Raw genomic sequence first — 23,343 nt, 5'->3', positions numbered from 1 at the left:
GCTGGTCGAGGCCGCGTGGCACTACCTGACGTGCTCGGGGCGGCCGAAGGAGCCCGCCAGGGGCCAGGCCCCGGACCGGGGCGCCCGGAGGCATGCCGCCAAGGGCGTGCGGAGGCTGGTCGAGAGGCGGGAGGCGCTGCTCGCGCGCGGGGTCCACGGCAACAAGGCGAACGTGGCCACGGCGCGCGAGCTCGCCTGCTGGGTGTGGGCGGTCGGCCTCATGGCCGAGGAGGCGTAGGGGGCGGTCCCCCGCACATAAGCCGATCACCCCGGAAGCGGTTCGATCCGAAGCCGTTGAGGCGAACCTCAGGTCCCTTTTCTGCGAGCGCCCAGGGCGCCACACGCGTGCACAGACTGTCGGTTCGACGTAGAAGCCTCAGCCGTAGCAACGGATTGCCCAGCGAGAGATCGCCGCGGGCGGATATTAAACTGCAAAGACGGGCGTCGGTAAGACACGCCGAGGTCGCCGCGGACGGGCTGATATAGGGAGAGGGCCTGACCCCATATCGTTGGGGCCAGGCCCGATTTTGCCTCTTGACAATGTCCTGCTCATATTAAAAGGAACGTCCCCAAGTGCCAAGTGTTCCGGCAACGCCGATGTTTTGGCAACGACAGCGAGCGGGTCGCATTTGAGACAAGGTGACGTGAAGCGAAAGGGCGCTGACCTTCTGGTCGCGCCCTTGAAGTTGAACGTCAGATTGTCCAAATGCGGCCCGCGCAGCGTCGAGTCGTTACGGCGTTTGGTAAAACGCCGTAACTCTAGTAGTTGGCTTCGTAGCCGTTGCCGTCGCCGGTGGGCTCTTCGTAGTAGTCCGAATCGCTCGAATCGCTTGAGTCATCGGAATCGTCAGAGCTGACCGATGAGGTTGCGGTACCGTTTGCGTAGTCGTCAGACGTGTTGTTGTTCAGGTCGCCGATTGTAGAGCTGGAACCGTCGGAAAGACCCATGTTGTTGGGACCCTTGGGATCCTTGCCGGCATCGACGCGCTCCATCATTTCCTTGAGCTCGTCCTCGTAGACAAAGACGTAGCTCACACCGTCGATCATGGTGCTGTCGTCGGCGTACGAGGGCAGGTTGGCCGAGTAGATACCGTCGACATCCATACCGCGCATGGCGTTGACCGTAGCCACGATATCCTGAACGCTCATATCGGTTACGAGCATATCGGACAGCGAGTTGACCAGGCCAAAGATCTTCGTGGCATCGAAGTTATTGAGAATCTGGTTGGCAAGGGCGCCAAGCACCTGACGCTGGTGGCGCATGCGCGTGTAATCGCCGTCGGCATAGGTGTAGCGGCAGCGGGCATAGGTAAGGGCGGTGGCGCCGTCCATATGCTGCTGGCCAGCGGTAATCTTAATATCCAGGTGCTCGGGGTCGTCAACATCATCGGTTGCGTTAATGTCGATACCGCCAACCGAATCAATCAGCGCCTGCATACCGTCGAAGCTGACCTCGGCATAGTGGGAAATCTGAACACCGCACAGCTCGTTGACCGCCTCGACCATGGCCTCGGCGCCGCCAACGGTATGGCAGGCGTTGATCTTCATGGTCTCGCCCTTGTACTCGACCTTGGTGTCGCGCGGAACGGAAATGAGCATCGCCTGCTTTTGCGTGGGATCGATGCGTGCCAGGATAATCGAGTCGGCACGATACGTATCCTCGCCCGGACGGCCGTCGGTGCCAAGAAGCAGCACGTAGAACGGATCCTTTGCCTCATCGGTGTCAACCAGAACCCGACGCAGATTGTCGGTAATGACATTAGAATCGCCGAGCTTGCCCATAATGGTGGCAAACCACAGGCCGGCAGCGGTAGTGGCGCTCAGCAGCACGCCAAGCACGACAATGAGCGCGACGTGACGAATCGTGTGGCTACGACGACGTTGGCGAGCGCGCTCGGAATAGCGAGCCACGTTATCGCGACTGTAGATCTTGGCCTGCGCACCAGTTGAGGGTCTTCGGGTGGTGGTATCCGCGAGGGGCTTTTTATTAAACATAGGCAACCTGTATTAGTAGATGACGGGATCGGGGACGGTAGCATGCTCGACATGCGCGCCAAGCGCCTGCAGCTTTTCGACAAACTGCTCGTAGCCGCGCTTGATGTGATGGATAGCCGAAACCTCGGTCGTCCCGTCGGCGATCAAGCCCGCTACGACGAGGGCCGCTCCGCCGCGCAGATCGGGCGAGGTAACCTGTGCACCCGAGAAGCCCTTGACGCCATGAATCATGGCATGATGGCTCTCGATACGAATGTCGGCACCCATGCGCACCAGCTCAGAGGCAAACATAAAGCGATTCTCGAAGATGTTTTCGGTAATAACGGAACTGCCGTCGGCAAGGGCGGAGAGTACCATAATCTGTGCCTGCATGTCCGTCGGGAAGCCGGGGAACGGAAGCGTCTGGATGTCGACCGGCTTGATACGCTCGGCACGATTCACGTGAACGCCGTCGTCGGTACGCTCGCAATCGATACCCATGAGCTCCATCTTCTTGAGCACCATGCCCAAGTGAATGGGGCAAAAGCCCGTGACATCGACACCGCGATCGTCGGCCATCAACGCACCGGCAACGATAAAGGTACCGGCCTCGATGCGGTCGCCCACCACGCGATGGGTAACGGGATGGAGCTCTTCCACGCCCTCGATGGTCACGACGGGCGTACCGGCGCCAACAATCTTGGCGCCCATCTCGTTGAGCATGTTAGCGAGATCGACGATCTCGGGCTCGCGGGCGGCATTGTCGATAACCGTGGTGCCCTGTGCGCGCACAGAGGCCATGATGAGGTTCTCGGTCGCACCGACGCTGGCGAACTCGAGCGTGACGGTGGTACCGCGCAGACCTTGGGGCGCATTAGCGTTGATGTAACCGTGGGCGGTATCGAACTCAACGCCCAGGGCCTCAAGACCAAGAATGTGCATATCGATCTTGCGAGCACCCAGGTTGCAGCCGCCCGGCATGGCAATTTTGGCGCGATGGAAGCGGCCCAGCAGGGGTCCCATGACGGCGGTGGAAGCGCGCATCTTGGCAACGAGCTCGTAGGGGGCCTCCCAAGAATCGACCTGAGAGGTATCAATCTCGAGCGTGTGCTCGTCGAGAACATCGATCGTAGCGCCCATGCCCTTGAGCACCTTGCCCATCACGTGGACATCGGAAATATCGGGCACGTTCTGCAGCGTCGTCTTGCCCGGCGCCAGAAGCGTTGCCGCCATGAGTTTGAGTGCGGAGTTCTTGGCACCCGAGACGGGCACGGAGCCTCCGATGGCGTGGCCACCCTCAACGCGGATAATATCCAAGGTCTACCCTTTCAAAAAGCATGCCCGGGGTGGCTGGGCCATCCCGGGCATGATGTGTTCGCAAATGGTCGAACGCTAAATCGTTTGACTATTGGGCAAGCTTGAGCTTACACCATGCGATTTCATTATAGAGGTAGGCGCGGCGTGCATCATCCTCCGACAAATTACCCAGCTTCTCTTCAAAACCTTGAATATCAGCTTTAAGCTTGTCGGCATCGACGGTCGCTAAATCGCAAGCGCGCTCGGCGAGAACGGTCACGACATCGTCCGCAACCTGGGCATAGCCGCCGGCCACGGCAAACGTGTGGTCGACAGTGCCCATGGCCTTATCGGAAACGCGAACGTAACCGCGGTCGATCGTGCAGATCTCGCTGGAGTGAGCAGGCAGAACGCCAAACTCGCCATCCGTGGACGGAATCGACACAAACGCAGCGTCGCCCTCATAGGCGCAGCTCACGGGGCACACGATGCGGATACGCATAACCTACTTCTCCCCCATCTTGCGGGCGCGCTCGCGCACGTCCTCAATCGTGGAAGCATAGCGGAAAGCCTGCTCGGGCAGGTCGTCGGCCTTGCCGTCGACAATCTCGGCGAAGGAGCGGACGGTATCCTCGACGCGGACGTAGACACCGGGGTTGCCGGTGAACTTCTCGGCGACGTGGAAGGACTGGGAGAGGAACTGCTGGATCTTACGGGCACGGTTGACCGTAAGGCGCTGCTCCTCGGACAGCTCGTCCATACCCAGAATGGCGATGATGTCCTGAAGGTCGGAGTACTCCTGCAGGAGCTCCTGGACCTTGACGGCGACACGGTAGTGCTCCTCGCCGACGATCGAGGGATCGAGAGCGTCGGAGGAAGACGCGAGCGGGTCGATAGCCGGGAACAGGCCGAGCGACGAAATGCTACGCGAAAGAACCGTGGTGGCGTCTAGGTGCGTGAACGTCGTTGCAGGCGCCGGGTCGGTCAGGTCGTCTGCAGGGACGTAGACAGCCTGGACGGAGGTAATGGAACCCGTCTTGGTCGAGGTAATGCGCTCCTGGAGGTCACCCATCTCGGTAGCCAGCGTGGGCTGGTAGCCAACGGCGGACGGCATACGACCCAGCAGTGCGGAAACCTCGGAACCGGCCTGGGAGAAGCGGAAGATGTTGTCGATGAACAGCAGAACGTCCTGGCCGCGATCGCGGAAGTACTCAGCGGTGGTAAGACCAGCCAGACCGATGCGCAGACGCGCTCCAGGCGGCTCGTTCATCTGACCATAGACCAAGCAGGTCTTGTCGATAACGCCAGACTCGCTCATCTCGAGGAACAGGTCGGTGCCCTCGCGGGTACGCTCGCCGACGCCGGTGAACACCGAGGTGCCGCCGTGCTCCTGGGCGAGGTTGTTGATGAGCTCCTGAATCAAAACGGTCTTGCCGACGCCGGCGCCGCCGAACAAGCCCGTCTTGCCGCCACGGATGTAGGGCTCGAGCAGGTCGACGGCCTTGATGCCGGTCTCGAAGATCTCGGTCTTGGTGGTGAGCTCGTCGAAACGGGGCGCTGCATGGTGGATGGGGTAGAACTCCTCCACCTCGGGCATGGGCTTGCCGTCGACGGGCTTGCCCATGACGTTCCAAATGCGGCCGAGCGTCTTGGGGCCGACCGGCATCTTCATGGGCTCACCGGTATCGGTGGCGATGAGGCCGCGCTGCAGGCCGTCGGTCGAGGACATGGCGACCGTGCGGACGACGCCGCCCGGAAGCTGGCTCTCGACCTCGAGGATCGTGCTCAGGTGACCGATCGGGGTCTCGGCCTCGACCGTGAGCGCGTTGTAGATCGGGGGCACCGCGCCGTCAAACTTGACGTCGACGACAGGGCCGATGATTCGCACGATGCGACCATCACCGGCAGTCGTCTTCTTGGTGGCTTCCTCGACCGCAAGCTTTACGGTGTTATTAGCCATTACTGTTCCTCCAATGCTGAGGCTCCGCCGACGATCTCGTTAATCTCGGTCGTGATCGAAGCCTGGCGCACGCGACTATACGTGCGGGTAAGGGTCGAGATGATCGCGGTGGCGTTTTCCGTCGCGGAGTGCATGGCCTTGCGGCGTGCACCCTGCTCGGCAGCCGCCGAATCGATCAGGGCCTGGTAGATGACCGTCAGGATATAAGACGGCACAAGCTTGCCGAGAACATGCTCGGGAGAGGGCACGAACTCGAACGTGGACGAGATGCGCTTAGGGGCGTCGGTCTCGTTCTTACGCGGACCGTGGGCCATAGCGATCATCTCGGGGTCGAGCGGCAACAGATGCTCGACGCGGAGCTCCTGATCCACGCGGTTCTTGGCGTGGTGGTAGACAAGCTCGACACGGTCAAGCTCACCGGCACGATACGCATCGCAGATATGAGAGGAGATCATGCGGGCCTGATTGAAATCGGGCTCAGAGGAGTTGCCCTCAAAGTGCATGACGACGTTTGCGCGGTCACGGAAATACGTGGCCGGCTTACGCCCGCACGCGATGATCTCGCACTCGATGCCGTCGTTCGTCCAAGAAGCGGCGAGCTTTTCGGCCGTGCGCTCCACCGTCGTATTGAAACCGCCGGCAAGACCGCGGTCCGAGGCAATAACGACAATCAGGCCATGCTTGACGCTCTCATGCTTCTGCAGCATGGGATCGGTGCCCGAACAGGAGGCGTCGCCGGCGACCGTCAACATGACGTCGGTCAGCGCCTCCTTATAGGGCTCGGCCTGCTTGGAGCGATCGAGGGCACGACGGATCTTGGCCGTAGAGACCATCTCCATCGTGCGCGTGATCTGCTTGGTCGTGGTAACCGAGGAGATTCGCTTCTTAATGTCGCGAAGGTTGGCCATGGGGCTTAGTTCTCCTCTGATCCAGAAACATCCGAATGGTGCTTGGCCATGAACTGCTGCTTGAAGTCACCGATGACGCGCAAGAGCTCAGCCTTGGTGTCATCATCGATCTTCTTGGCGCGAACCTTGTCGAGCAGCGAGCCAAAGCCATTGTCCATGTACTCGATGAGCTCGGCACGGAAAGGCAGCACGTCGGCGATCTCCAGGTCATCCAGGAAGCCCTCGTTGCCAGCGAACAGCGTAACGATCTGCTCGCCAACCTCAAACGGCTTGTAGCGCGGCTGCTTCAGGAGCTCGGTCATGCGGGCACCATGGGTCAGCTGCTTCTGAGTAGCCTCGTCGAGGTCGGAGCCGAACTGCGTAAAGCCGGCGAGCTCCTGGTACGAAGCGAGGTCCAGACGGAGGTTGCCGGCGACCTGCTTCATAGCCTTGGTCTGCGCGTCGCCACCGACGCGGGACACGGAAATGCCCACGTCGACTGCCGGGCGCTGGCCCTGGAAGAAGAGCTCGGACTGCAGGTAGATCTGACCATCGGTAATGGAAATGACGTTGGTCGGAATGTAGGCCGAGACGTCGCCGTCCTGGGTCTCGATGATCGGCAGAGCCGTCATGGAGCCGTAACCGTTCTTCTTGGACATCTTGACTGCACGCTCGAGCAAGCGAGAGTGCAGGTAGAAGATGTCGCCAGGATAGGCCTCGCGTCCGGGCGGACGATGCAGCGTCAGCGACATCTGACGGTAGGCCACGGCCTGCTTGGACAGGTCATCGTAGATGACGAGCACGTGGCCACCGGGGTTGGTCTCGCTGGCGGGCTTGCCGTCCTCGCCGTTGTACATGAAGAACTCGCCGATAGCGGCACCGGCCATAGGCGCGATGTACTGCATAGGGGCGGAATCGGCAGCGGTGGCCGAAACGATGATGGTGTAGTCGAGCGCGCCGTGCTGAGCGAGGGTCTCGCGGATGTTGGCAACCGTGGAGGCCTTCTGGCCGATGGCGACATAGATGCAGACCATGCCCTTGCCGCGCTGGTTGAGGATAGCGTCGATGGCAATGGCGGTCTTACCGGTCTTACGGTCGCCGATGATGAGCTCTCGCTGACCGCGACCAATAGGCACCATGGAGTCGATGGCCAACAGGCCGGTCTGAACCGGCTCGCACACCGGGGTACGGTCGATGACGCCGGGGGCCTTGAACTCAATGGGACGACGGTGCGTGGCGACGATGTCGCCCAGGCCGTCGATGGGCTGGCCGAGCGGATTGACGACGCGGCCGAGCATGGCGCGGCTCACAGGGATATCCATAATGCGGCCAGTGGTGCGGCACTCGTCGCCTTCCTTGATGGAGTCGACGGCACCAAACAGAACGGCACCGACCTCGTCACGGTCAAGGTTCTGGGCAAGGCCGAAGACGGTCTCACCGGTATCGGAGCTCTTGAACTCCAGAAGCTCGCCTGCCATGGCGCTCTTGAGGCCGGAGACGCGCGCGATGCCGTCGCCTACCTCGTCGACCGTTGAAACCTCATGCGTATCGACCGTCGCGGAGAGGCTCGTGAGCTGCTCCTGCAGTTTCTTGGCGATATCCTGGGCATTGAGGGTTTCGGACATTAGGCTTCACCTCCGTACGAATTAGCAGAGTTTGCGAGGGTCTCCTGCGCGATGCGCAGCTGCGTCTTGACGGTAATGTCACGACGCTCGCCGCGGGCCTCGAGCACCAGGCCGCCCACGATAGACGGGTCGACCTGCTCGATAAGGAATACTTTGCGGCCGAAGTCCTGCTCGCATTTCTTAGTGATGGTTTGACGCAGCTCGTCGTCGAGCGGGATCGCCGTGGTGACGGTCACGCCCACTACATCCTCGTCTTCCTCGGCAACATACTTAAAGGCAGCTGCCACCTTGGGAAGAAGGTCGAGCTGGTCGCGCTTGGACATGGTGTCGAGCACGGCGATGATCTCGGGGTTGGCAGAAGCCAAGCGCTCGATCATCTCGAGGTCCTCGAACACATGGTTCTCGGCCTTGGCGGCTTCCAGAAGGGAGCGCGCGTAGGTCTCGAGCACTTTGTCCTGATAGCGGCTAGTCGGCATTCAGGCTACCTGCTTCCTGGATGTAGCGCTCGATGAGCTTCTTCTGCTCGGCCTCGTTCTCGAGTGCCTCGCCCACGATCTTGGTGGCGACGGCAACGGACAGGTCGGCGATGGAGTTCGCGGCACCGGCGTAGATGGACTTGCGCTCGTCCTCGACGGTCGTATGGGCCTTGGCGATGATCTCCTCGGCCTCCTTGTGAGCAGCCTCGATGATACGGGCGCGCTCGGACTCGGCGTCCTTACGGGCCTCGAGAACAATGTCGGCAGCCTGACGACGGGCGTCGGTGACGATCGAGTCGGACTCAGCGCGCTTGGCGATAGCCTCCTGCTTGGTCTTCTCGGCCTCGTCGAGGCTCTCCTCGATCTTCTTGCCGCGCTCCTCCATGGTCTTCATGATGCCCGGCAGGGCGACCTTGGCCAGCACGATCCAGATAATCAGGAAGGCGATAAGCGCCGGGATGAACTCCGCCATCTTAGGGATGAGGATGTCCGCACCGGCAGCGCCGTCCTCGGCGAACGCGGAAACCGGCATGAGCAGCGCGGCCGCGGACGCGGAGAGTGCGATCGCGCTCTTCTGGGATGAAAGATTCATACTTGACGCTCCGTGCTATTTAACGATCAGCGCGACAACGAAGCCGATCAGAGCCAGAGCCTCGCCGAAGGCGGAGCCCATGATGAAGACGGTGAACACGCGGCCCTGGACCTCAGGCTGACGGGCCATAGCACCCGTAGCACCCAGAGCAGACAGGCCGATAGCAAGACCAGCGCCGATAACACCGAGACCGTAACCGATAACTCCCACGATTCCTCCTTTGTCGTGCGTGTCTTATTTCACGCAGGATAACCTTTTTATAACTGCCGGGCTCCATGGGTACGGGCACCGGCGGTTTAACGAATTACCTTACCTTTAAGGCGCGAACGGAAGACTACTCCTCCTCCGCGACCTCCTCTGCCTCGGAGACATACACGGCGGTAAGGACCGTGAAGACGTAAGCCTGGATGGCGCCGACCACAAGCTCGATCGCATAGATCAGGATGAGGATGGCAAGCCAGGCTAGCGAAGGCAGGGCGCCGACGGCGTGGGCCGCGGAAACCTGCTGAAGCAGCGGCTGCATGAACATGCTCGCCATGATGGCGAACGAGCCCATGACCACGTGTCCTGCGAACATGTTGCAGAACAGACGGACGGCGAGCGTGATGAGGCGCAGGAAGGTCGAGAAAAGCTCGACGACCCACACGAGCACGTTCATCGGGAAGCTCACGCCCTGCGGGGCGAGGCTCTTGATGTAGCCGATCACGCCGTGAGCCTTGCATCCGTAGTAGATGAAGTACACAAAGGCGAAGATGGCGAGCGCGGCGGTGGAGCCGATTGCGCCGGTGCCGGGCTTCATTCCCGGGATCAGGCCGATCATGTTGTTGATCAGGATGAACAGGAAAAGCGAGCACAGGAACGGGAAGTGCTTCTTCCAGTTCTCACCCACGACGCCCTTGCCGATATCGTTCTCGACGTACTCGATGATGTACTCGAAACCGTTGACGAAGAAGCCCTTGGGAACCAGGGTCTGCTTCTTCTTGAACACGGCCAGGACGATCAGGAGCACGATCGTGGAGACGATCAGCCAAAACGAGTACTGCGTGATGCCGCAGCTCAGATCGCCCACGACAGGGGTGGAGCTGAACTCGCTGACCAGATGATTAATCTCATCAGGCAGCTTTTCAAAAATTTCCACGACTTACCTTTCGACCTCATGAGGATCTCGCAGCGCCTTGGCGACGCGAACCGTGCAGGCGGCCATAAAGGCCACGAAGCCGATCGCCTCGCCCAGGAGGAACATGCGAAATGCCTCTCCGAACAACACAAACACAACCAAGGTAAAGACGAGCAGGGCGATTGCCGAGACCGCCAGACTCACCATACCCTTGAGCATGTCCGCATTCTGTTTATCGTCAAGAACCGGCTTGAGCGTAAAGACAAAGGGAAGGAAGGCAATTGCGCCCGCGATGGCGCCTGCAACGATAGCGAGCAGATCGGCTATCTGAAACACTGGCGTCCTCACTTTCCTTTTTAACGCTTCACAGAACAGTTCCCGCCAAACATTGGTGACTATTGTACGAGCCAATCGCTAAAGTACAACCGAAAAAGCATCGGTTAATACGCACCTGTTCGTTTTCTTAAGACCTTCTTTATGCCGCAGGTACGGTAATACGTTTTTCTCGAACCCTGCAGGGCAAAACGTCCGTTAACAGGAGTGCGCGCGGTCGCCTTTTGTTCGTCCGCGCGCACCGTTTCTTCGTATTTGCAGCCGCGGCCATCTTAGCCCAGCGACTAGAGCGTGCCGTAGATGCGGTCGCCGGCGTCGCCCAGGCCGGGAACGATGTAGGCAGCCTCGTTGAGATGGTCGTCGATGGCGCAGGTATAGATATGCACATCAGGGTCCTTCTCAGTCAGCGACTTGAGGCCCTCGGGGGCCGCGACGATGCACAGCATGCGGATGTCCTTGACACCGCGCTCGCGCAGGTAGCTAATGGCCATCTCGGCCGAACCGCCCGTGGCGAGCATGGGGTCGACGACCAGGCAGATGCGCTGGTCGATATCCTTGGGCATCTTGCAGTAATACTCGTGCGGCTCGTGGGTGACCTCGTCGCGCTCCATGCCGATGTGGCCCACGCGAGCGGAGGGCACCAGGTCGAGGATGCCGTCGACCATGCCAAGGCCCGCACGCAGGATGGGCACGATGGCGAGTTTCTTGCCGGCGAGCTGTTTGAACGTGGCGGTAGTGATGGGGGTCTCGACCTCGACGTCTTCCATAGGCAGGTCGCGCATGGCCTCGTAGCCGTCAAAAAGTGCGAGTTCGCGCACGAGCTGACGGAACTGGTTGGTGCCGGTGTTTTTGTCGCGCAGGATCGACAGCTTGTGCTGGACGAGCGGGTGATCGACAAGCGTCACACGGGACGCATCGTAGGTGACGGTCATGAATTGATTGCCCCTTTCGTTGCGGCCGCAAAACGGCCTTGCTGACAAGGCGTGCAGCAATGTTGCCGCCGCACGCCATGCATTAGTTTAGCGGTTTGTTGTATCGAGCAGCCCATCGCAGCCCTACTGTGCGGTGCTGAGCGAGCGCCTGACTGCATCACGCCAGCCCGCAAGGTTTTGCTCGCGGCGCTCGGCGGACATGTGGGGAAGGAAGGTCCTAACGATCTGGGCATTTTGCTCCAGCTCCTCCAGGTCTTCCCAATAGCCGACGGCAAGACCCGCCAAGTACGCGGCACCGATTGCCGTGGTCTCCACCGTCTCGCATTGCAGCACGGGGATATCCAGCAGGTCGGCCTGGAATTGCATGATGAACTCGTTGCGCGAGGCACCGCCATCGACGGACAGGCGCTCAATCGAAAGCCCCACGTCCTGCTCCATGGCGCGCAGCACGTCGTAGCTCTGATATGCCATGGATTCGCAGGCGGCACGTACGATGGTCGCACGGCTCGAGGCGCCGGTCAGACCGCACACAATACCGCGGGCATGCGGGTCCCACCAGGGAGCACCCAAACCCGCAAAGGCGGGAACGAAGTAGCAGCCCTCGTTGTCGCTAATCGAAGCGGCGAGTTGTGCCGACTCGCTCACGCTCGAGATGATGCCCATGTTGTTGCGAAGCCAGTTCATCGTTGAGCCGGCGGCAAAAATAGAGCCCTCGAGCGCATAGCTGACTTTGCCGTCCGCAGCGATACCGATGGTGGAGACCAGGCCATTCTTGGATTCGACGATCTCGTCGCCGGTGTTCATGAGCATAAAGCAGCCCGTGCCATAGGTGTTTTTGGTCTGGCCGGGACGGAAACAGCAGTGACCGAACAGCGATGCCTGCTGGTCGCCCGCCACACCCATGATGGGCGGCATGTTGGTCATGATGTCGCTCGCGACGCGGCCGTAGTCGCCCGAGCTCCAGCGAACCTCGGGCATCATGGAACGTGGAACGTCAAAGAGCGCCAGCAGGTCGTCGTCCCAATCGAGCGTATGGATATTAAAGAGTGCCGTGCGGCTGGCATTGGTGTAGTCGGTGGCAAAGACCTGGCCGCCGGTGAGGTTGTAGATGAGCCAGGTGTCGATGGTGCCAAACATGAGGTCGCCCGCCGCCGCGCTCTCGCGTGCGCCGTCGACGTTGTCGAGAATCCACTGCACCTTGGAGGCCGAGAAATACGGGTCAAGCGTAAGTCCCGTGCGGGAGCGCACCAGCTCCTCGCAACCCTGTTCAACCAACGCGTCGATCGCCGGCGCGGTACGACGGCACTGCCATACGATGGCGTTATAGATGGGCTGGCCGCTCACGCGGTCCCAGACCACCGTGGTCTCGCGCTGGTTGGAGATGCCGATGGCGGCGATGCGGTCGGAATGGATACCGCTCTTAAACTGAACCTCCATCATCACGCCGATCTGGCTGGCAAGCACCTCCGTGGGATCCTGCTCCACCCAGCCGGGGCGCGGGAAGCTGGTTTTGACGCTACGACGCGCCTGGGCAACGATGCAGCCGTATTCGTCGACAATGGCCGCGAGTACCGAGGTAGTGCCGCAGTCGAGCGCCATGATGTAGGAACCGCCAAAGTTAAACGAGGCATCTTCCATGCCCAGGCTGCCCAGATTCAAAGACATCGCTTACACCCTTCTATTGCATCGGGTCGGACAGGACCCGCTCGATCTCTGATGCGGGAAGTGCGCCTTGGCGCAGGATCTGGAGCCCGCCGTGCTGGAACGACACGATGGTCGAGGCGTCGCGACACGGGGTCTCACCGGCGTCGACGGCAACATCGACCCCCTCCAGGATGCGACCCTCGACGGCGGCAAAGCTTGCCGGCGAAGGCGCGCCGTGCGTGTTGGCGCTCGTGCAGGCAAGGGGACTGCCGCAGGCGCGGATGAGCGCTTGGACCACGGGAGAGGCCGAAGCGCGCAGGGCCACGGTGTCGTCGGCAGCGCGCATAAAGGTCGGCACGCAGGGGGCTGCCTTGACCACGATAGTCAGGGCTCCCGGCCAGCATCGTCGCGCGAGTACGCGGGCATCTTCCGGGATATCCACGCCATAGCGGTCGAGTGCTTCGACGCCATCGACCAGCCAAGCGACGGTTTGCGTGAGCTCACGTTGCTTGAGAGTGAAGATACGGCGATAGCCGGTGCCGAGCGCAGGAACTGCGGCGCCATTGACGGCAGCCTGCGGATCGCGCGGCCACGATGGGAATTCGCTTGTATCTTGGGGCACGGCGTCCGAGAAGGCGTTGACTGCCACGGCAACACCGTAGACGGTCTCGGTCGGAATCAAGGCCAGGCCGCCGCGGCCGAGCACCTCGGCCGTGCGCTCGACGGCAAGCCGATGCGGCTCGCGCGTTCCCTCGTATACCCGATAGACCGTCTGCATGTGTATGCCAGCCCCTTACGCTCCGGTGCAAGTTTGTTTACTGTGGGGCATTCTCGCACGAAACATTCAACCTATTTGCCCAGAGCGCATGTTGGTTTGGTGAGCGGCTCTAGTAGTCGGTGAAAGTGAGGGGGTTAATTGAAGATTTTTAGCGCGCAAGCGTAACGGTACGATCGGGAAACTCGATGCTTGCAACCAGTTTTCCGCCGAGGCTCTCTGCGTACCTGCTCAGCGTGTCGAGCCTCATCGAACCCAACTCCCCACGCTCGAGCTCGGATACACGTTTTTGAGAAACGCCCATCGACTGGGCGACCGACGCCTGTGTTAGATCTTTTAACCTGCGAATCTGAGCAAGCTTATAGGCTTCGATACGATCGCGAGTCCTCTCCTGCTCGGCGGTAATGGAGTCGCGTGTTATCCCGCGAGATTCCATATACTCATGCAGTTCCATCTCGATCGAGCCTCCTTACGTGGCGACGGTATATTTGCTCGGCCCTTGGAATGTTGATCGCATACCAACCGTTCCATTTTGCCCTTGACGATCCCGCTCGCGACTTATCACCCGCCAATAGCAATACCGCCTGGCGCTTGGGGTCAAAGGCGAAGAGGATGCGAATCACCTGCCCACCACACGACGTCACTCTCAGCTCCTTTAAATGATGAAGCTTCGAGCCCTTTACGCGGTCAACCAGCGGACGACCAAGGCTGGGACCTTCCTTCTCGAGCACCAAAAGGTCTGCATAAATCTGCTTCAGCGTAGCTTCATCCTGCTCATCAAGCCAAGGTTCAATGTAATCAAGCACGATACGGTACCGATGCAGCTGATTTGACATACCTTTCTCCTTCTATAGTAGAAGTTTTACGGTATATTGCAAGGACAAACTTGCGCAAATGTCTATTTATTCAGCTAAAGTACGCTGTTTGGGCTCGGTGACGATGGCTCGAACGATGCGGGGACGATCGGTGAGGTCGTGGACGATACGCACGTCCGAAAGGCCTGCTTGACGACAGAGCTCGGCCGCGGCGTCGAGCGCGCCCTCGTAGAGCTCGCAGGCAAACAGGCCGCCGGCACGCAGCATGTAGGGCGCCGCGTTGAGCAGGCGGCGGAAGATATCGAGACCGTCGGCACCGCCCTCGAGCGCCAGATCGGGCTCAAAGTCCTTGACCTCATGCGGCAGCGAGCGCATGACATCGGTGGGGATGTAGGGCGGGTTGGAGACGAGTACGTCAAAGGTGCCCCACTCTTCGCGGGGAATGGAACTCACCAGGTTGGTGAGGCTGAAGGCGACCTCGTCGGACGTGAGGCCAAGCGCATCGCGGTTTTTGGTAGCAAGGTCGATGGCGCGCGGCTCGATATCGGTAGCAGTGCAGGTAACGTGCCCGCGGCGCTCCCAGGCAAGGGAGAGCGAAATGCAGCCCGTGCCGCAGCCGACCTCGAGAACGCGGGCAGTGCGGGGCTCGGCTGGGGCAGATACGTTAGCCTCGGCGGCATCTTGCGCGGGAGTCGCCTGTTGGTCGTTGTCCTCAATGGCGATGCCGTATTCGTCGAGCTCGGGCTCGGGGGTTTCCATGGCCTCTGCTTCTGCCGCTTCGGCTTCTGCTGTCTGCGCGGCGGCTTCCTCGGCCTCGCGGTCGGCCAGTTCCTCGGCATAGGCGCGGCTACCCAGTACGTCGCCGCCTAGCGCCGCCTCATCGGCAGCCGTCAGGTTAGCGGCGCGGCGCTCGGCGGTCGCCCGTTCGTCTGCCAGCGCGGCCTCGGCCTTGCGTGCCTCCTCGACCTCATCGTTCCAAGGCAGCTCAACACGCTGACGGGCGGCAGCCTCGGGGCTCAGCACCTCGGCATCCAGATAATTGAGGACTTCCTCGACGAGCATCTCGGTCTCGGGACGCGGAATGAGCACGCCGGGGGCGCACGCGACGTCAATCATGCGAAACTGCGTGCTGCCGGTGATGTACTGTAGCGGTTCACCTTTAGCGCGACGAACAACGGCCGCGTGCATGGTCTCGAGCTGGGCCGCGTTAAGCGTCTCGTCCATGCGCATATATAGGTCGATGCGTGTCAAACCCGTGGCAGCGCAGAGCAGCCACTCGGCAGAAAGACGGGGGTGCTCCTCGCCGCGCTCGGCCAGGTACTCCTTGGTCCACTCGAGACAACGCTTGATGGTCCAAATCTCGTTTGCCATGGGGCCCTCCCCTCTTAAGCGCCGGGCGGCGCGCGAATGTCGGAGCAGATTGTACGCGAGGCCAGCGCTTGGCAAGGGACGATTAAAGGCAATTATCGAGAATCAGCCCAGATTTTTGTACCGGGCTTGCTCAAAGTGTTCATTCGCTGACGTCTAAATTTGCATTCGTCAAGCTTTTGGCAAGGTTGACCCAAAACTGACCAATATCTAACCAAGAACTTGCCACATCGCTTGACGCACGACCCATCAAAAATCGCTCCGCGACTTCTTGAACGATATTCTGAGCAATATTTTCAATAGCAGATGCATGCTATTAATTACTTTGAGCAGGTAGACAGCTCAAATGCCATCACAGCTGATTGAATAACATCTCAAAGCAATGTGCCCAACCTAGTCATTTAAGAACGTCCCCAATGACTACCTCTAAGGCGCCGCAGGTTGAGCATACCGCATCCGGAGCAAGGCGGCGCCGCAGGTAGAGGACGGACAGCGAGCGGGCCGCATTTGAGACAAGGTGACGTGAAACGAAAGGGCGCTGACCTTCTGGTCGCGCCCTTGAAGTTGAACGTCAGATTGTCCAAATGCGGCCCGCGCAGCGTCGGCTGGTCCGCCGTTCGGTAGAACGGCAGAACTTAGACTGCCTGTGCCAGCTTCTCGGCTCGCTCGGCGGCGGCGAGTGCCTCGATGACGGTGCCGAGCTGGTCGCCCAGGAGGACGCCGTTGTAGGTGGAGTTGAAGCCGATACGGTGATCGGTCACGCGGTCCTGGGGCTGGTTGTAGGTACGGATCTTCTCGGAACGGTTGCCGTGGCCGATCTGGCTCTGGCGCTCGGCACCGAGCTCGGCCTGCTGCTTCTCGAGTTCCATCTCGTACAGACGGGCGCGCAGCATCTGCATGCAGACCTCGCGGTTCTGGATCTGGGAACGCTGCTCCTGCGACTGCACCACGGTGTTGGTGGGCAGGTGGGTGATGCGCACGGCGGAGTAGGTGGTGTTAACGCACTGACCGCCAGGGCCGGAGGCGCAGTAGGTGTCGATGCGCAAGTCGGACTGGTTGATCTGGACGTCGATTTCCTCGGCCTCGGGAAGCACGGCGACGGTAGCCGTTGAAGTCTGGATGCGGCCCTGGGACTCGGTCTTGGGGACGCGCTGGACACGGTGCACGCCGGACTCGTACTTCATAACGGAGTAGACGCGGTCGCCCTCGACCTTGAACTCGATGGACTTGAAGCCGCCGGCCTCGCTGGGGCTGGAATCGAGCACGGTGGTCTTCCAGCCACGCGACTCGCAAAAGCGCTGATACATCTTGTACAGGTCGCCGGCGAAGATGGCCGCCTCGTCGCCACCGGCGGCGGAGCGAATCTCGACGATGGTGTTCTTGTCGTCGTTGGGGTCGCTCGGAATGAGCATGTACTTGATGTCTTCCTCGAGCTGGGGAAGCTTGTCCTCGTTCTCGGAGATGTCCATCTGGAGCATCTCTTTCTCGTCAGCATCGGTGGTATCGTGCAGCATTTCCTTGGCAGCCTCGATGTCATCGAGCGCGCCGATGTACTCGCGCGAGGCGGCGATGAGGTCGGACTGGTGCGCGTACTCCTTGTTGAGACGCGTGAACTCCTTGATATCGGAGGCGACGGCCGGGTCGGAAAGTTTCTTCTCGAGTTCCTCGTAGGCCTTGATGATCTTTTCGAGCTTGTCGCGCATGGCGGGACTCCTTTATATGCGTGAAGGTGAAAATCGGCAGAGTTGATGGGGCGCGGGGCGCCGCTGCGGGGGTAAGCCCGGCTAGAACATGTCGATCTTCAGATACATGCGCATCCCTTCGCGTATGGGGTACATAATTGCGGTCTAACCCATACATGATAGCGTGCGCAGGCAAACCTGCATATAACCCGCACGGAATGAGTGGACGTCCCCAACGGCTAACAAAGGGACTATCGCCTTGTCGCATTCTAGAGCGTATGGAGCAGGGCGATGAGGAAGCGGACACCCTGGAGGTAGGCGCGGCGGGTAATGCGCTCGTTGGTGCCGTGGACGCCGCGATCGCACTCGTCATCGTCGACCACAAAGGCCGAGAAGCGAATGCACTCGGAGCAAATGCGCTGGTAGTTGGCAGCGTCGGTCGCGCCGATCACGGTCGAGGGGACAATCGCCAACGGCTCGGATGATCCGTTTTCCTCCGTCCCCTTTGGATCACGGAAATAGCGGGCGGCGATGGAGCGAACCGCCTCGAGTCCCGGTCCGCCGATGCGCGGAGACGGCGAGGGTTCGGAGCTGCCAGGGCCGAGCTCGACCTCGACACGGTCGGCGAGCCCCGCCTCGGCAACGGCGACGCGGCAGCGGGCCACGACATCGGCCACGCTCGTGCCCTCGAGCATGCGGAAGTTGATATTGGCCCACATATCCTGCGGCATCACGTTGGCGCCGGTACTGCCGCCCTCGATTTGGGTCGGTGCACAGGTGGTCGTCACCAGCGGATAGAGCTTCTTGCTGGCGAGGCACTCGCGCACGATGGTGTCCTTGTTGGAGGCAATCTCGTCGGCCGTGTAAAGCCCCAGCTCGACGAGCTGTGCGGCAAGCAGGTCCGTGACGCGCGTCGGCCATTCGATATCGCAGATTGCGGTGATGGCACGGCTCAGCACCTCGAGCGATGTGCCGCCGTAGGGGTTGGACGAATGCCCGCCCTCACTCTTCGTCTTGAGCACAATATCGGCGTAGCCCTTCTCGGCAAGGTCGGCATGCATAAGCCAGCCCTCGCCCGCGCCGTACTCGGCAGCCGAAACGATGCGGTAGTCACCCTCGTCGATCAGGTACTCAAGCTCAATGCCGCGCTCCTCGAGCGCGCGGCCGATGGCGCCTGCGCCGTACTGCGTAGTCTCCTCGTCCTGGCCAAAGGCCAGGAGCAGCGTGCGCTCGTGCCGCCAACCGTGCGCCAGCGCATACTCAACCGCCTCGAGAATGCCTGCGACTTGGTCTTTCATGTCGATGGCGCCGCGGCCCCAAATGTAGGCATCGTCCACATGTCCGCCAAAGGGGGCGTGCGTCCAATCGTCCTCGGTGCCCGGCACCACGGGAACCACGTCCATGTGACCCATGAGCATAATGGGCTTGAGGGCAGGGTCGGAACCGCTAAGCGTCACCAATAGCGAATGATCGATAAGCTCGACCTCGCCCGCCGCGAACACGTGCGGCCAAGCCTGCTGCATATACGCGCGCAGGTCGTCGAACGGCTGCCAGTCCACCGCCTCGGCATCCATGCTCGAAATGGTCGGAAACGACAGCACACGGCCCAGGCGCTCGCATGCGCCGGCCTTGTCCAAATCGGCAAAATCATCCTCATGCGCAAAAAAGCGCCAAACCTCGGCCATGACATCCTTTCGATTGTGATGACGAGGGCCGCCCCACCGGAGCGGCCCTGCCACATAAGCGTTTGCGGTCGGTTATTTGTCCTCGAGATAACGCGAGAGGAACTCGCGGGTGCGCTGGTGTTTGGGATTGCCGAAGAGCTCCGCCGGCGCGGCATCCTCGAGCACTACGCCCTTGTCCATAAAGACCACGCGGTCGGACACCGTGCGGGCAAAGGCCATCTCGTGCGTGACGACGACCATGGTCATGCCGTCGGCAGCGAGCTTGCGCATGACCTCGAGCACCTCTCCCACGATCTCGGGGTCGAGTGCGGAGGTCGGCTCGTCGAACAGCATGATCTGCGGATTCATACATAGGGCACGAGCGATGGCCACGCGCTGTTTTTGACCACCGGACAGGCGACCCACGGCGGCGTGCGCGAACTTTTCGAGTCCCACGCTCGTCAGATGCTCCATCGCTATTTTTTCAGCCTCGGCCTTGCTCATCTTTTTGAGCGTGACGGGCGCGAGCGTGCAGTTGTCGAGCACATCCATGTTGTTGAACAGGTTAAAGCCCTGGAACACCATGCCGATGTCCTCGCGCAGCTTGTTGATGTTGCAGCGCTCGGCCGTGAGGTCCTGGCCGTGGAACCAGATGTGGCCCGCGTCCGGGGTCTCGAGCAGGTTGAGGCAGCGCAGGAAGGTCGACTTGCCCGAACCCGAGGCGCCGATAATGGTGACGACTTCGCCGGGGTTAACGGACAGGTCGATGCCCTTGAGTACCTCGAGCGAGCCAAAGCTCTTGCGCAGGCCCTCAACGCGGATGAGCGGCTCATTGGTCTGTGCGGCGGCCGCAACGCCGGTAATGGCGGTATCTGCCATGATAATTCTCCTCGTCTTGAGCCTAGTTGGAGCTGGGCAGCGTGACCGGAGCCTCGGCGCCGAGCTTTTTGCCAAAGGCCTCGAGCAGGCGGCTCGCCACGAGCGTCAGGATCAGGTAGACCACGAGCGCCACGCAGTAGACCTCCATCTGGCGGTAGTACACGCCGGCGACGGTGGTGGTGGCGTACATGAGGTCAAACACGCCGATGACCGAGAGCACCGACGAATCCTTGATGTTGATGATGAGCTCGTTGGTGAGCGCCGGAATCGCGTTTTTAATGCCCTGGGGGAACACGACCTTGCGCATAGCCTGCCACTGCGAAAGGCCCAGCGAGCGCGCCGCCTCGGCCTGACCGGGATCGATGGACTCGATGCCGCCGCGCAGGACCTCCATCATGTAGGCGGTGGAGTTGAGCGAGATGGTAACGAGGCCGGCGGTGAAGGTGCTCCAAATCTGGTTGGCCTGAGCGGTCTCGAAGCCCATGCCGCGCAAAACGGTGAAGCCCGCGTAATAGATGAGCAGGCCCTGGACCATCATGGGCGTGCCGCGCACGATGGTGGAGTAGATGGTCGCAAAGCCGCGGCCGATACTCTTAAAGAAGCGCACCAGGTCGTTATCCACGCGGTCGAAGGTCTGAATACGCAGGAACACAAAGAGCAGTGCCAGGAAGAATGCGATGACGGTGCCGAAGGTGGCAAGCGCGATGGTGATCTCGATACCGCGAATGAAGAAGTCGCCGCTCTTGTAGGTCATGTAGACCAGGCTCGACAAAAAGTCGCTGGGGTTGGAATCCGAGACAATGCTCACCTGCACCAGGTCGATAAACGACATGACGCAGCGGTCGATAAAGAAAACTGCCGCGATGGCGACCACGACGTAGCTGCCTAAACGTGCTCCACGACGGAAACGCTCGGATGCGAACGGCGACTTTTCGCGATAGTCGCTCCAGTGCATAAGCTTGGTGACCAGCGCCGCCGCCGACACGACGAGCCACGCCCACAGGATTGCCCAAAGGCAATCTTGAAACACGCCCGTGGGAGCCAAGAAGCTCAGCGGTGTGGGGTTGCGCTGGCTAAACGCCAGGCCGAGCGCCGCGATAACGCTCGTGCCCAGGTACACATAACGGTGGTCGGCCTTGATAAAGGAGGCCAGACGATTGATGGTTTTCATGCTGCCTCCCTATGCCGGCTGGCGGTCGAGGCACGCGTCCCACATTTGGTCGCGCTCCTCTTGGCTAATGCCCTTGAGTGTCTTGTCGATGAGCTTAAGGAGCTTGTCCGAGCCCTTGCGGCAGCCGACGTTTGCCGCGACCTCCTGCTTAAAGCCCTCGCCCTCGGCAAAATGAATGGGGACGATGCCCGGGTTTTGGGCCATATAGCCCTTCTCGTTCTCGGTGTTATAGGTCACGGCGTCGCACGTGCCCTGCAGCAGGTTCGAAAACACCGTGGGAACCGAATCGACCGGGTTCTTGTGGACAACGCCCGGAATCTCGTCGATGACGGTATCGAGCATGGTGTCCTTTTGCCCGAGGACCGTAGCGCCGCTAAAGTCGCTGAGCTTGGTCGCATTCTGGTAGGGCGAGCCCTCTTTTACGAACAGGCCAAAGTAACCGATAAAGTACGGGTCGGAAAAGCCGACAGACTCCTCGCGCTCGGGCGTGGCGCTCATACCGGCGATGATGAGGTCGATCTGGCCGTTGTTGAGCGAGTCGATAAGGCCCGAGAAGCTCTGTTTGACGGCAACGGGCTCGCCGCCGAGGGCCTTGCAGACGATCTTGGCGATCTGCACGTCGTAACCATCGGCATAGGCGCCCTGCACGTTGTCGATGGGGATGGTGTACTCGCTGGCTTCGGAGACCTGCCAGTTGTACGGGGCGTAGGCCGCCTCCATGCCGATACGGATCTTGTCCTTGCCGATCACGGAATCGGACAGGTCGTCGCGACCGCCGCCCGTCGTGGGCTGAACTACTTCCAGCGTGGAGGGACGCTGGCAACCGGCAAGTGCGCCGGCGACGACAGAAGCGCTCGCAGCGAGAGCGCTACCCAAAAAGATGCGACGGCTGCATACCGGCTGGACATGCGTGCCGTGTTGTTGTCGAGATTGCATCTGGTGCCTTCCCTATTTCGTTTTGCTGACAACAAGACAGGATATACGCCAGCGACCAGCAGCGCAGTACAAGCTCGAAAAATTAATAGACACACGGTAGTCATTGGGAGCGTCGATGTTTTGGCAATGCCAGCGAGCGCCGCCCAGAGCAAACAAGTTGGCATGAAAAAGGCAAGGCATAGACCTTCTGGTCATGCCATGCCTTTTGAATGACAAATTGTCGCTCTGGGCGGCGCGCAGCGTCGACCGGCCCGCCGTTCGTCAGAACGGCGGAACCTCTAGAGCAAGGTGACGCTAAAGCTACGTTTGTCGGTAGCGCCGGGAGCCAAGGTGATGGTGTTGACCTTGTGCTCAAAGACGTCGTCCTCGGTGTCCATGGTGGTATGACCGGTCCAGGGCTCGAGCGCCACAAACGGGGCATCGTTGGCGGCAGACCACACGCCAATGTACTTAAAGCCCTCAAAGTCGATCTTGACGCCGTGGCCCGACTTGCGGCCGCGCAGCGTGAGCGTGGAGCCCGGGGTATCGGTGAACATGATGGCGTCGTTATCGAAGCTGCGGTGCGTGATGGGCAGCACGTCCGAGTTATCAGGAGCCTTGTAACTACCCTCGAACGTCATAAGACCGTCGGGCGTGATGATGGGAGCCTCGTTCGTCCAAGCCTCGGTAAACGCCAGCTCGTAATCCTCGAATGCCTCGTCCTCGGCACCGGGAGCCGGTACGTTAAACGCGGGGTGGCCGCCCACCGAGAACGGCAGGTCCACGTCGCCGGTATTGGTGACGGCAAAGGTCTGCGTGAGGGTGGAATCGCCGGTCAAGGCATAGGTCATGTTGAGCTTAAAGTGGAACGGGAACGCCTTGAGCGACTCGGGCGTATCGGTGATCTCGTACGTTACCGAGGAGCCGTCCTCCGAAACCTCGACCAGCTTGTGCTCGACAATGCGCGCGAGTCCGTGGCGCGGCATCTCGCAGGTGCCGGCCGCAGACGTTGCCGTGTTGTTGCGCAGCGAGCCCACAATGGGGAACAGGATGGGCGCGTGCTTGCCCCAAAAGGCGGGGTCGCCCTGCCACAGATACTCGTTGCCGTTGAGGGCAAGGCTCGTGAGCTGGGCGCCCATGGAATCGATGGCCGCGGTGAGGCCGCCGCGCTTGATAGTAGTGACGGTAGACATGCTACTTCCTCCAAAGGTAAACAATAGTGTCGAGGGCTATTGTCC

23 protein-coding genes and 1 pseudogene are annotated in these 23,343 nt (G+C 60.7%); 1 reads left to right on the top strand and 23 read right to left on the bottom strand.

Translation table 11 applies throughout. The annotated features are described in order from the left end of the window. A pseudogene (locus FGQ67_RS10175) lies at window positions 1–238 on the top strand (IS110 family transposase); the annotation flags it as partial. Window positions 239–759: 521 nt separating this feature from the next. Here the strand turns inward: FGQ67_RS10175 and FGQ67_RS05630 are convergent. The 23 genes from FGQ67_RS05630 to FGQ67_RS05520 all read right to left on the bottom strand — a co-directional run bounded on the left by FGQ67_RS05630 (window position 760) and on the right by FGQ67_RS05520 (window position 23,298). Next, complete coding sequence (locus FGQ67_RS05630; RefSeq protein ID WP_138340517.1) at window positions 760–1,995, bottom strand: LCP family protein; 1,236 nt, start codon at window positions 1,993–1,995, stop codon at window positions 760–762. A 12-nt stretch (window positions 1,996–2,007) separates the two neighbouring features. After that, the gene (murA, locus tag FGQ67_RS05625; protein WP_138340516.1) at window positions 2,008–3,291 is read right to left on the bottom strand and encodes a UDP-N-acetylglucosamine 1-carboxyvinyltransferase; all 1,284 of its coding nucleotides are present in this window, start codon (window positions 3,289–3,291) and stop codon (window positions 2,008–2,010) included. Window positions 3,292–3,379: 88 nt separating this feature from the next. Continuing rightward, window positions 3,380–3,772 carry an ATP synthase F1 subunit epsilon gene (gene atpC / locus FGQ67_RS05620; RefSeq protein ID WP_006235718.1) on the bottom strand — a complete coding sequence of 131 codons (393 nt, stop codon included), beginning with the start codon at window positions 3,770–3,772 and terminating at the stop codon, window positions 3,380–3,382. 3 nt (window positions 3,773–3,775) lie between these two features. Then, window positions 3,776–5,230 carry a F0F1 ATP synthase subunit beta gene (gene atpD, locus FGQ67_RS05615; RefSeq protein WP_006235717.1) on the bottom strand — a complete coding sequence of 485 codons (1,455 nt, stop codon included), beginning with the start codon at window positions 5,228–5,230 and terminating at the stop codon, window positions 3,776–3,778. After that, window positions 5,230–6,138 carry an ATP synthase F1 subunit gamma gene (gene atpG / locus FGQ67_RS05610; RefSeq protein ID WP_138340515.1) on the bottom strand — a complete coding sequence of 303 codons (909 nt, stop codon included), beginning with the start codon at window positions 6,136–6,138 and terminating at the stop codon, window positions 5,230–5,232. The genes atpD and atpG overlap by 1 nt, the downstream gene beginning before the upstream one ends. Before the next feature lie 5 nt (window positions 6,139–6,143). Further along, window positions 6,144–7,742: a F0F1 ATP synthase subunit alpha gene (atpA, locus tag FGQ67_RS05605; protein WP_035138794.1), complete on the bottom strand. Its 1,599-nt coding sequence runs from the start codon at window positions 7,740–7,742 to the stop codon at window positions 6,144–6,146. Further along, window positions 7,742–8,218 carry a F0F1 ATP synthase subunit delta gene (locus tag FGQ67_RS05600; RefSeq protein WP_138340514.1) on the bottom strand — a complete coding sequence of 159 codons (477 nt, stop codon included), beginning with the start codon at window positions 8,216–8,218 and terminating at the stop codon, window positions 7,742–7,744. The genes atpA and FGQ67_RS05600 overlap by 1 nt, the downstream gene beginning before the upstream one ends. Continuing rightward, complete coding sequence (gene atpF / locus FGQ67_RS05595; RefSeq protein ID WP_022094261.1) at window positions 8,208–8,810, bottom strand: F0F1 ATP synthase subunit B; 603 nt, start codon at window positions 8,808–8,810, stop codon at window positions 8,208–8,210. The genes FGQ67_RS05600 and atpF overlap by 11 nt, the downstream gene beginning before the upstream one ends. 15 nt (window positions 8,811–8,825) lie before the next feature. Beyond that, window positions 8,826–9,020 (bottom strand): ATP synthase subunit c family protein, encoded by a 195-nt coding sequence (locus FGQ67_RS05590; RefSeq protein WP_022094262.1) that lies wholly within the window; start codon window positions 9,018–9,020, stop codon window positions 8,826–8,828. Window positions 9,021–9,144: 124 nt separating this feature from the next. Continuing rightward, window positions 9,145–9,948 carry a F0F1 ATP synthase subunit A gene (gene atpB / locus FGQ67_RS05585; protein ID WP_022094263.1) on the bottom strand — a complete coding sequence of 268 codons (804 nt, stop codon included), beginning with the start codon at window positions 9,946–9,948 and terminating at the stop codon, window positions 9,145–9,147. Between the two features lie 3 nt (window positions 9,949–9,951). Further along, window positions 9,952–10,263 (bottom strand): hypothetical protein, encoded by a 312-nt coding sequence (locus tag FGQ67_RS05580; protein WP_022094264.1) that lies wholly within the window; start codon window positions 10,261–10,263, stop codon window positions 9,952–9,954. A 281-nt stretch (window positions 10,264–10,544) separates the two neighbouring features. After that, window positions 10,545–11,192 (bottom strand): uracil phosphoribosyltransferase, encoded by a 648-nt coding sequence (upp, locus tag FGQ67_RS05575; protein ID WP_040359658.1) that lies wholly within the window; start codon window positions 11,190–11,192, stop codon window positions 10,545–10,547. A gap of 123 nt (window positions 11,193–11,315) precedes the next feature. Continuing rightward, complete coding sequence (gene glpK / locus FGQ67_RS05570; protein WP_117877415.1) at window positions 11,316–12,857, bottom strand: glycerol kinase GlpK; 1,542 nt, start codon at window positions 12,855–12,857, stop codon at window positions 11,316–11,318. A 13-nt stretch (window positions 12,858–12,870) separates the two neighbouring features. Continuing rightward, entirely contained in the window at window positions 12,871–13,614 is a 744-nt protein-coding gene (locus tag FGQ67_RS05565; protein ID WP_022094267.1) for an L-threonylcarbamoyladenylate synthase, read from the bottom strand. Between the two features lie 148 nt (window positions 13,615–13,762). Then, the gene (locus tag FGQ67_RS05560; RefSeq protein ID WP_006235701.1) at window positions 13,763–14,065 is read right to left on the bottom strand and encodes a helix-turn-helix domain-containing protein; all 303 of its coding nucleotides are present in this window, start codon (window positions 14,063–14,065) and stop codon (window positions 13,763–13,765) included. After that, window positions 14,052–14,447 (bottom strand): type II toxin-antitoxin system RelE/ParE family toxin, encoded by a 396-nt coding sequence (locus tag FGQ67_RS05555; RefSeq protein WP_022094268.1) that lies wholly within the window; start codon window positions 14,445–14,447, stop codon window positions 14,052–14,054. The genes FGQ67_RS05560 and FGQ67_RS05555 overlap by 14 nt, the downstream gene beginning before the upstream one ends. A gap of 66 nt (window positions 14,448–14,513) precedes the next feature. Then, window positions 14,514–15,797 (bottom strand): N5-glutamine methyltransferase family protein, encoded by a 1,284-nt coding sequence (locus tag FGQ67_RS05550; RefSeq protein ID WP_138340513.1) that lies wholly within the window; start codon window positions 15,795–15,797, stop codon window positions 14,514–14,516. A gap of 632 nt (window positions 15,798–16,429) precedes the next feature. Then, window positions 16,430–17,497, bottom strand: a complete 1,068-nt coding sequence (gene prfA, locus FGQ67_RS05545; protein WP_138340512.1) for a peptide chain release factor 1 — start codon at window positions 17,495–17,497, stop codon at window positions 16,430–16,432. Between the two features lie 248 nt (window positions 17,498–17,745). Beyond that, window positions 17,746–19,161, bottom strand: coding sequence for a M20/M25/M40 family metallo-hydrolase (locus tag FGQ67_RS05540; protein ID WP_138340511.1), 1,416 nt, complete (start codon window positions 19,159–19,161; stop codon window positions 17,746–17,748). 72 nt (window positions 19,162–19,233) lie between these two features. Beyond that, window positions 19,234–20,019, bottom strand: a complete 786-nt coding sequence (locus FGQ67_RS05535; RefSeq protein WP_117821441.1) for an amino acid ABC transporter ATP-binding protein — start codon at window positions 20,017–20,019, stop codon at window positions 19,234–19,236. Window positions 20,020–20,041: 22 nt separating this feature from the next. After that, complete coding sequence (locus tag FGQ67_RS05530) at window positions 20,042–21,190, bottom strand: amino acid ABC transporter permease (protein ID WP_171025215.1); 1,149 nt, start codon at window positions 21,188–21,190, stop codon at window positions 20,042–20,044. 9 nt (window positions 21,191–21,199) lie between these two features. Continuing rightward, window positions 21,200–22,126 (bottom strand): transporter substrate-binding domain-containing protein, encoded by a 927-nt coding sequence (locus FGQ67_RS05525; RefSeq protein ID WP_138340510.1) that lies wholly within the window; start codon window positions 22,124–22,126, stop codon window positions 21,200–21,202. Window positions 22,127–22,404: 278 nt separating this feature from the next. Continuing rightward, window positions 22,405–23,298 (bottom strand): aldose 1-epimerase family protein, encoded by an 894-nt coding sequence (locus tag FGQ67_RS05520; protein WP_138340509.1) that lies wholly within the window; start codon window positions 23,296–23,298, stop codon window positions 22,405–22,407. Window positions 23,299–23,343: the final 45 nt, after the last annotated feature.

Source organism: Collinsella aerofaciens, from assembly GCF_005845035.1.
Classification (GTDB): Bacteria; Actinomycetota; Coriobacteriia; order Coriobacteriales; family Coriobacteriaceae; genus Collinsella; species Collinsella aerofaciens_I.
This window is presented reverse-complemented; position numbering and strand designations above follow the sequence as displayed.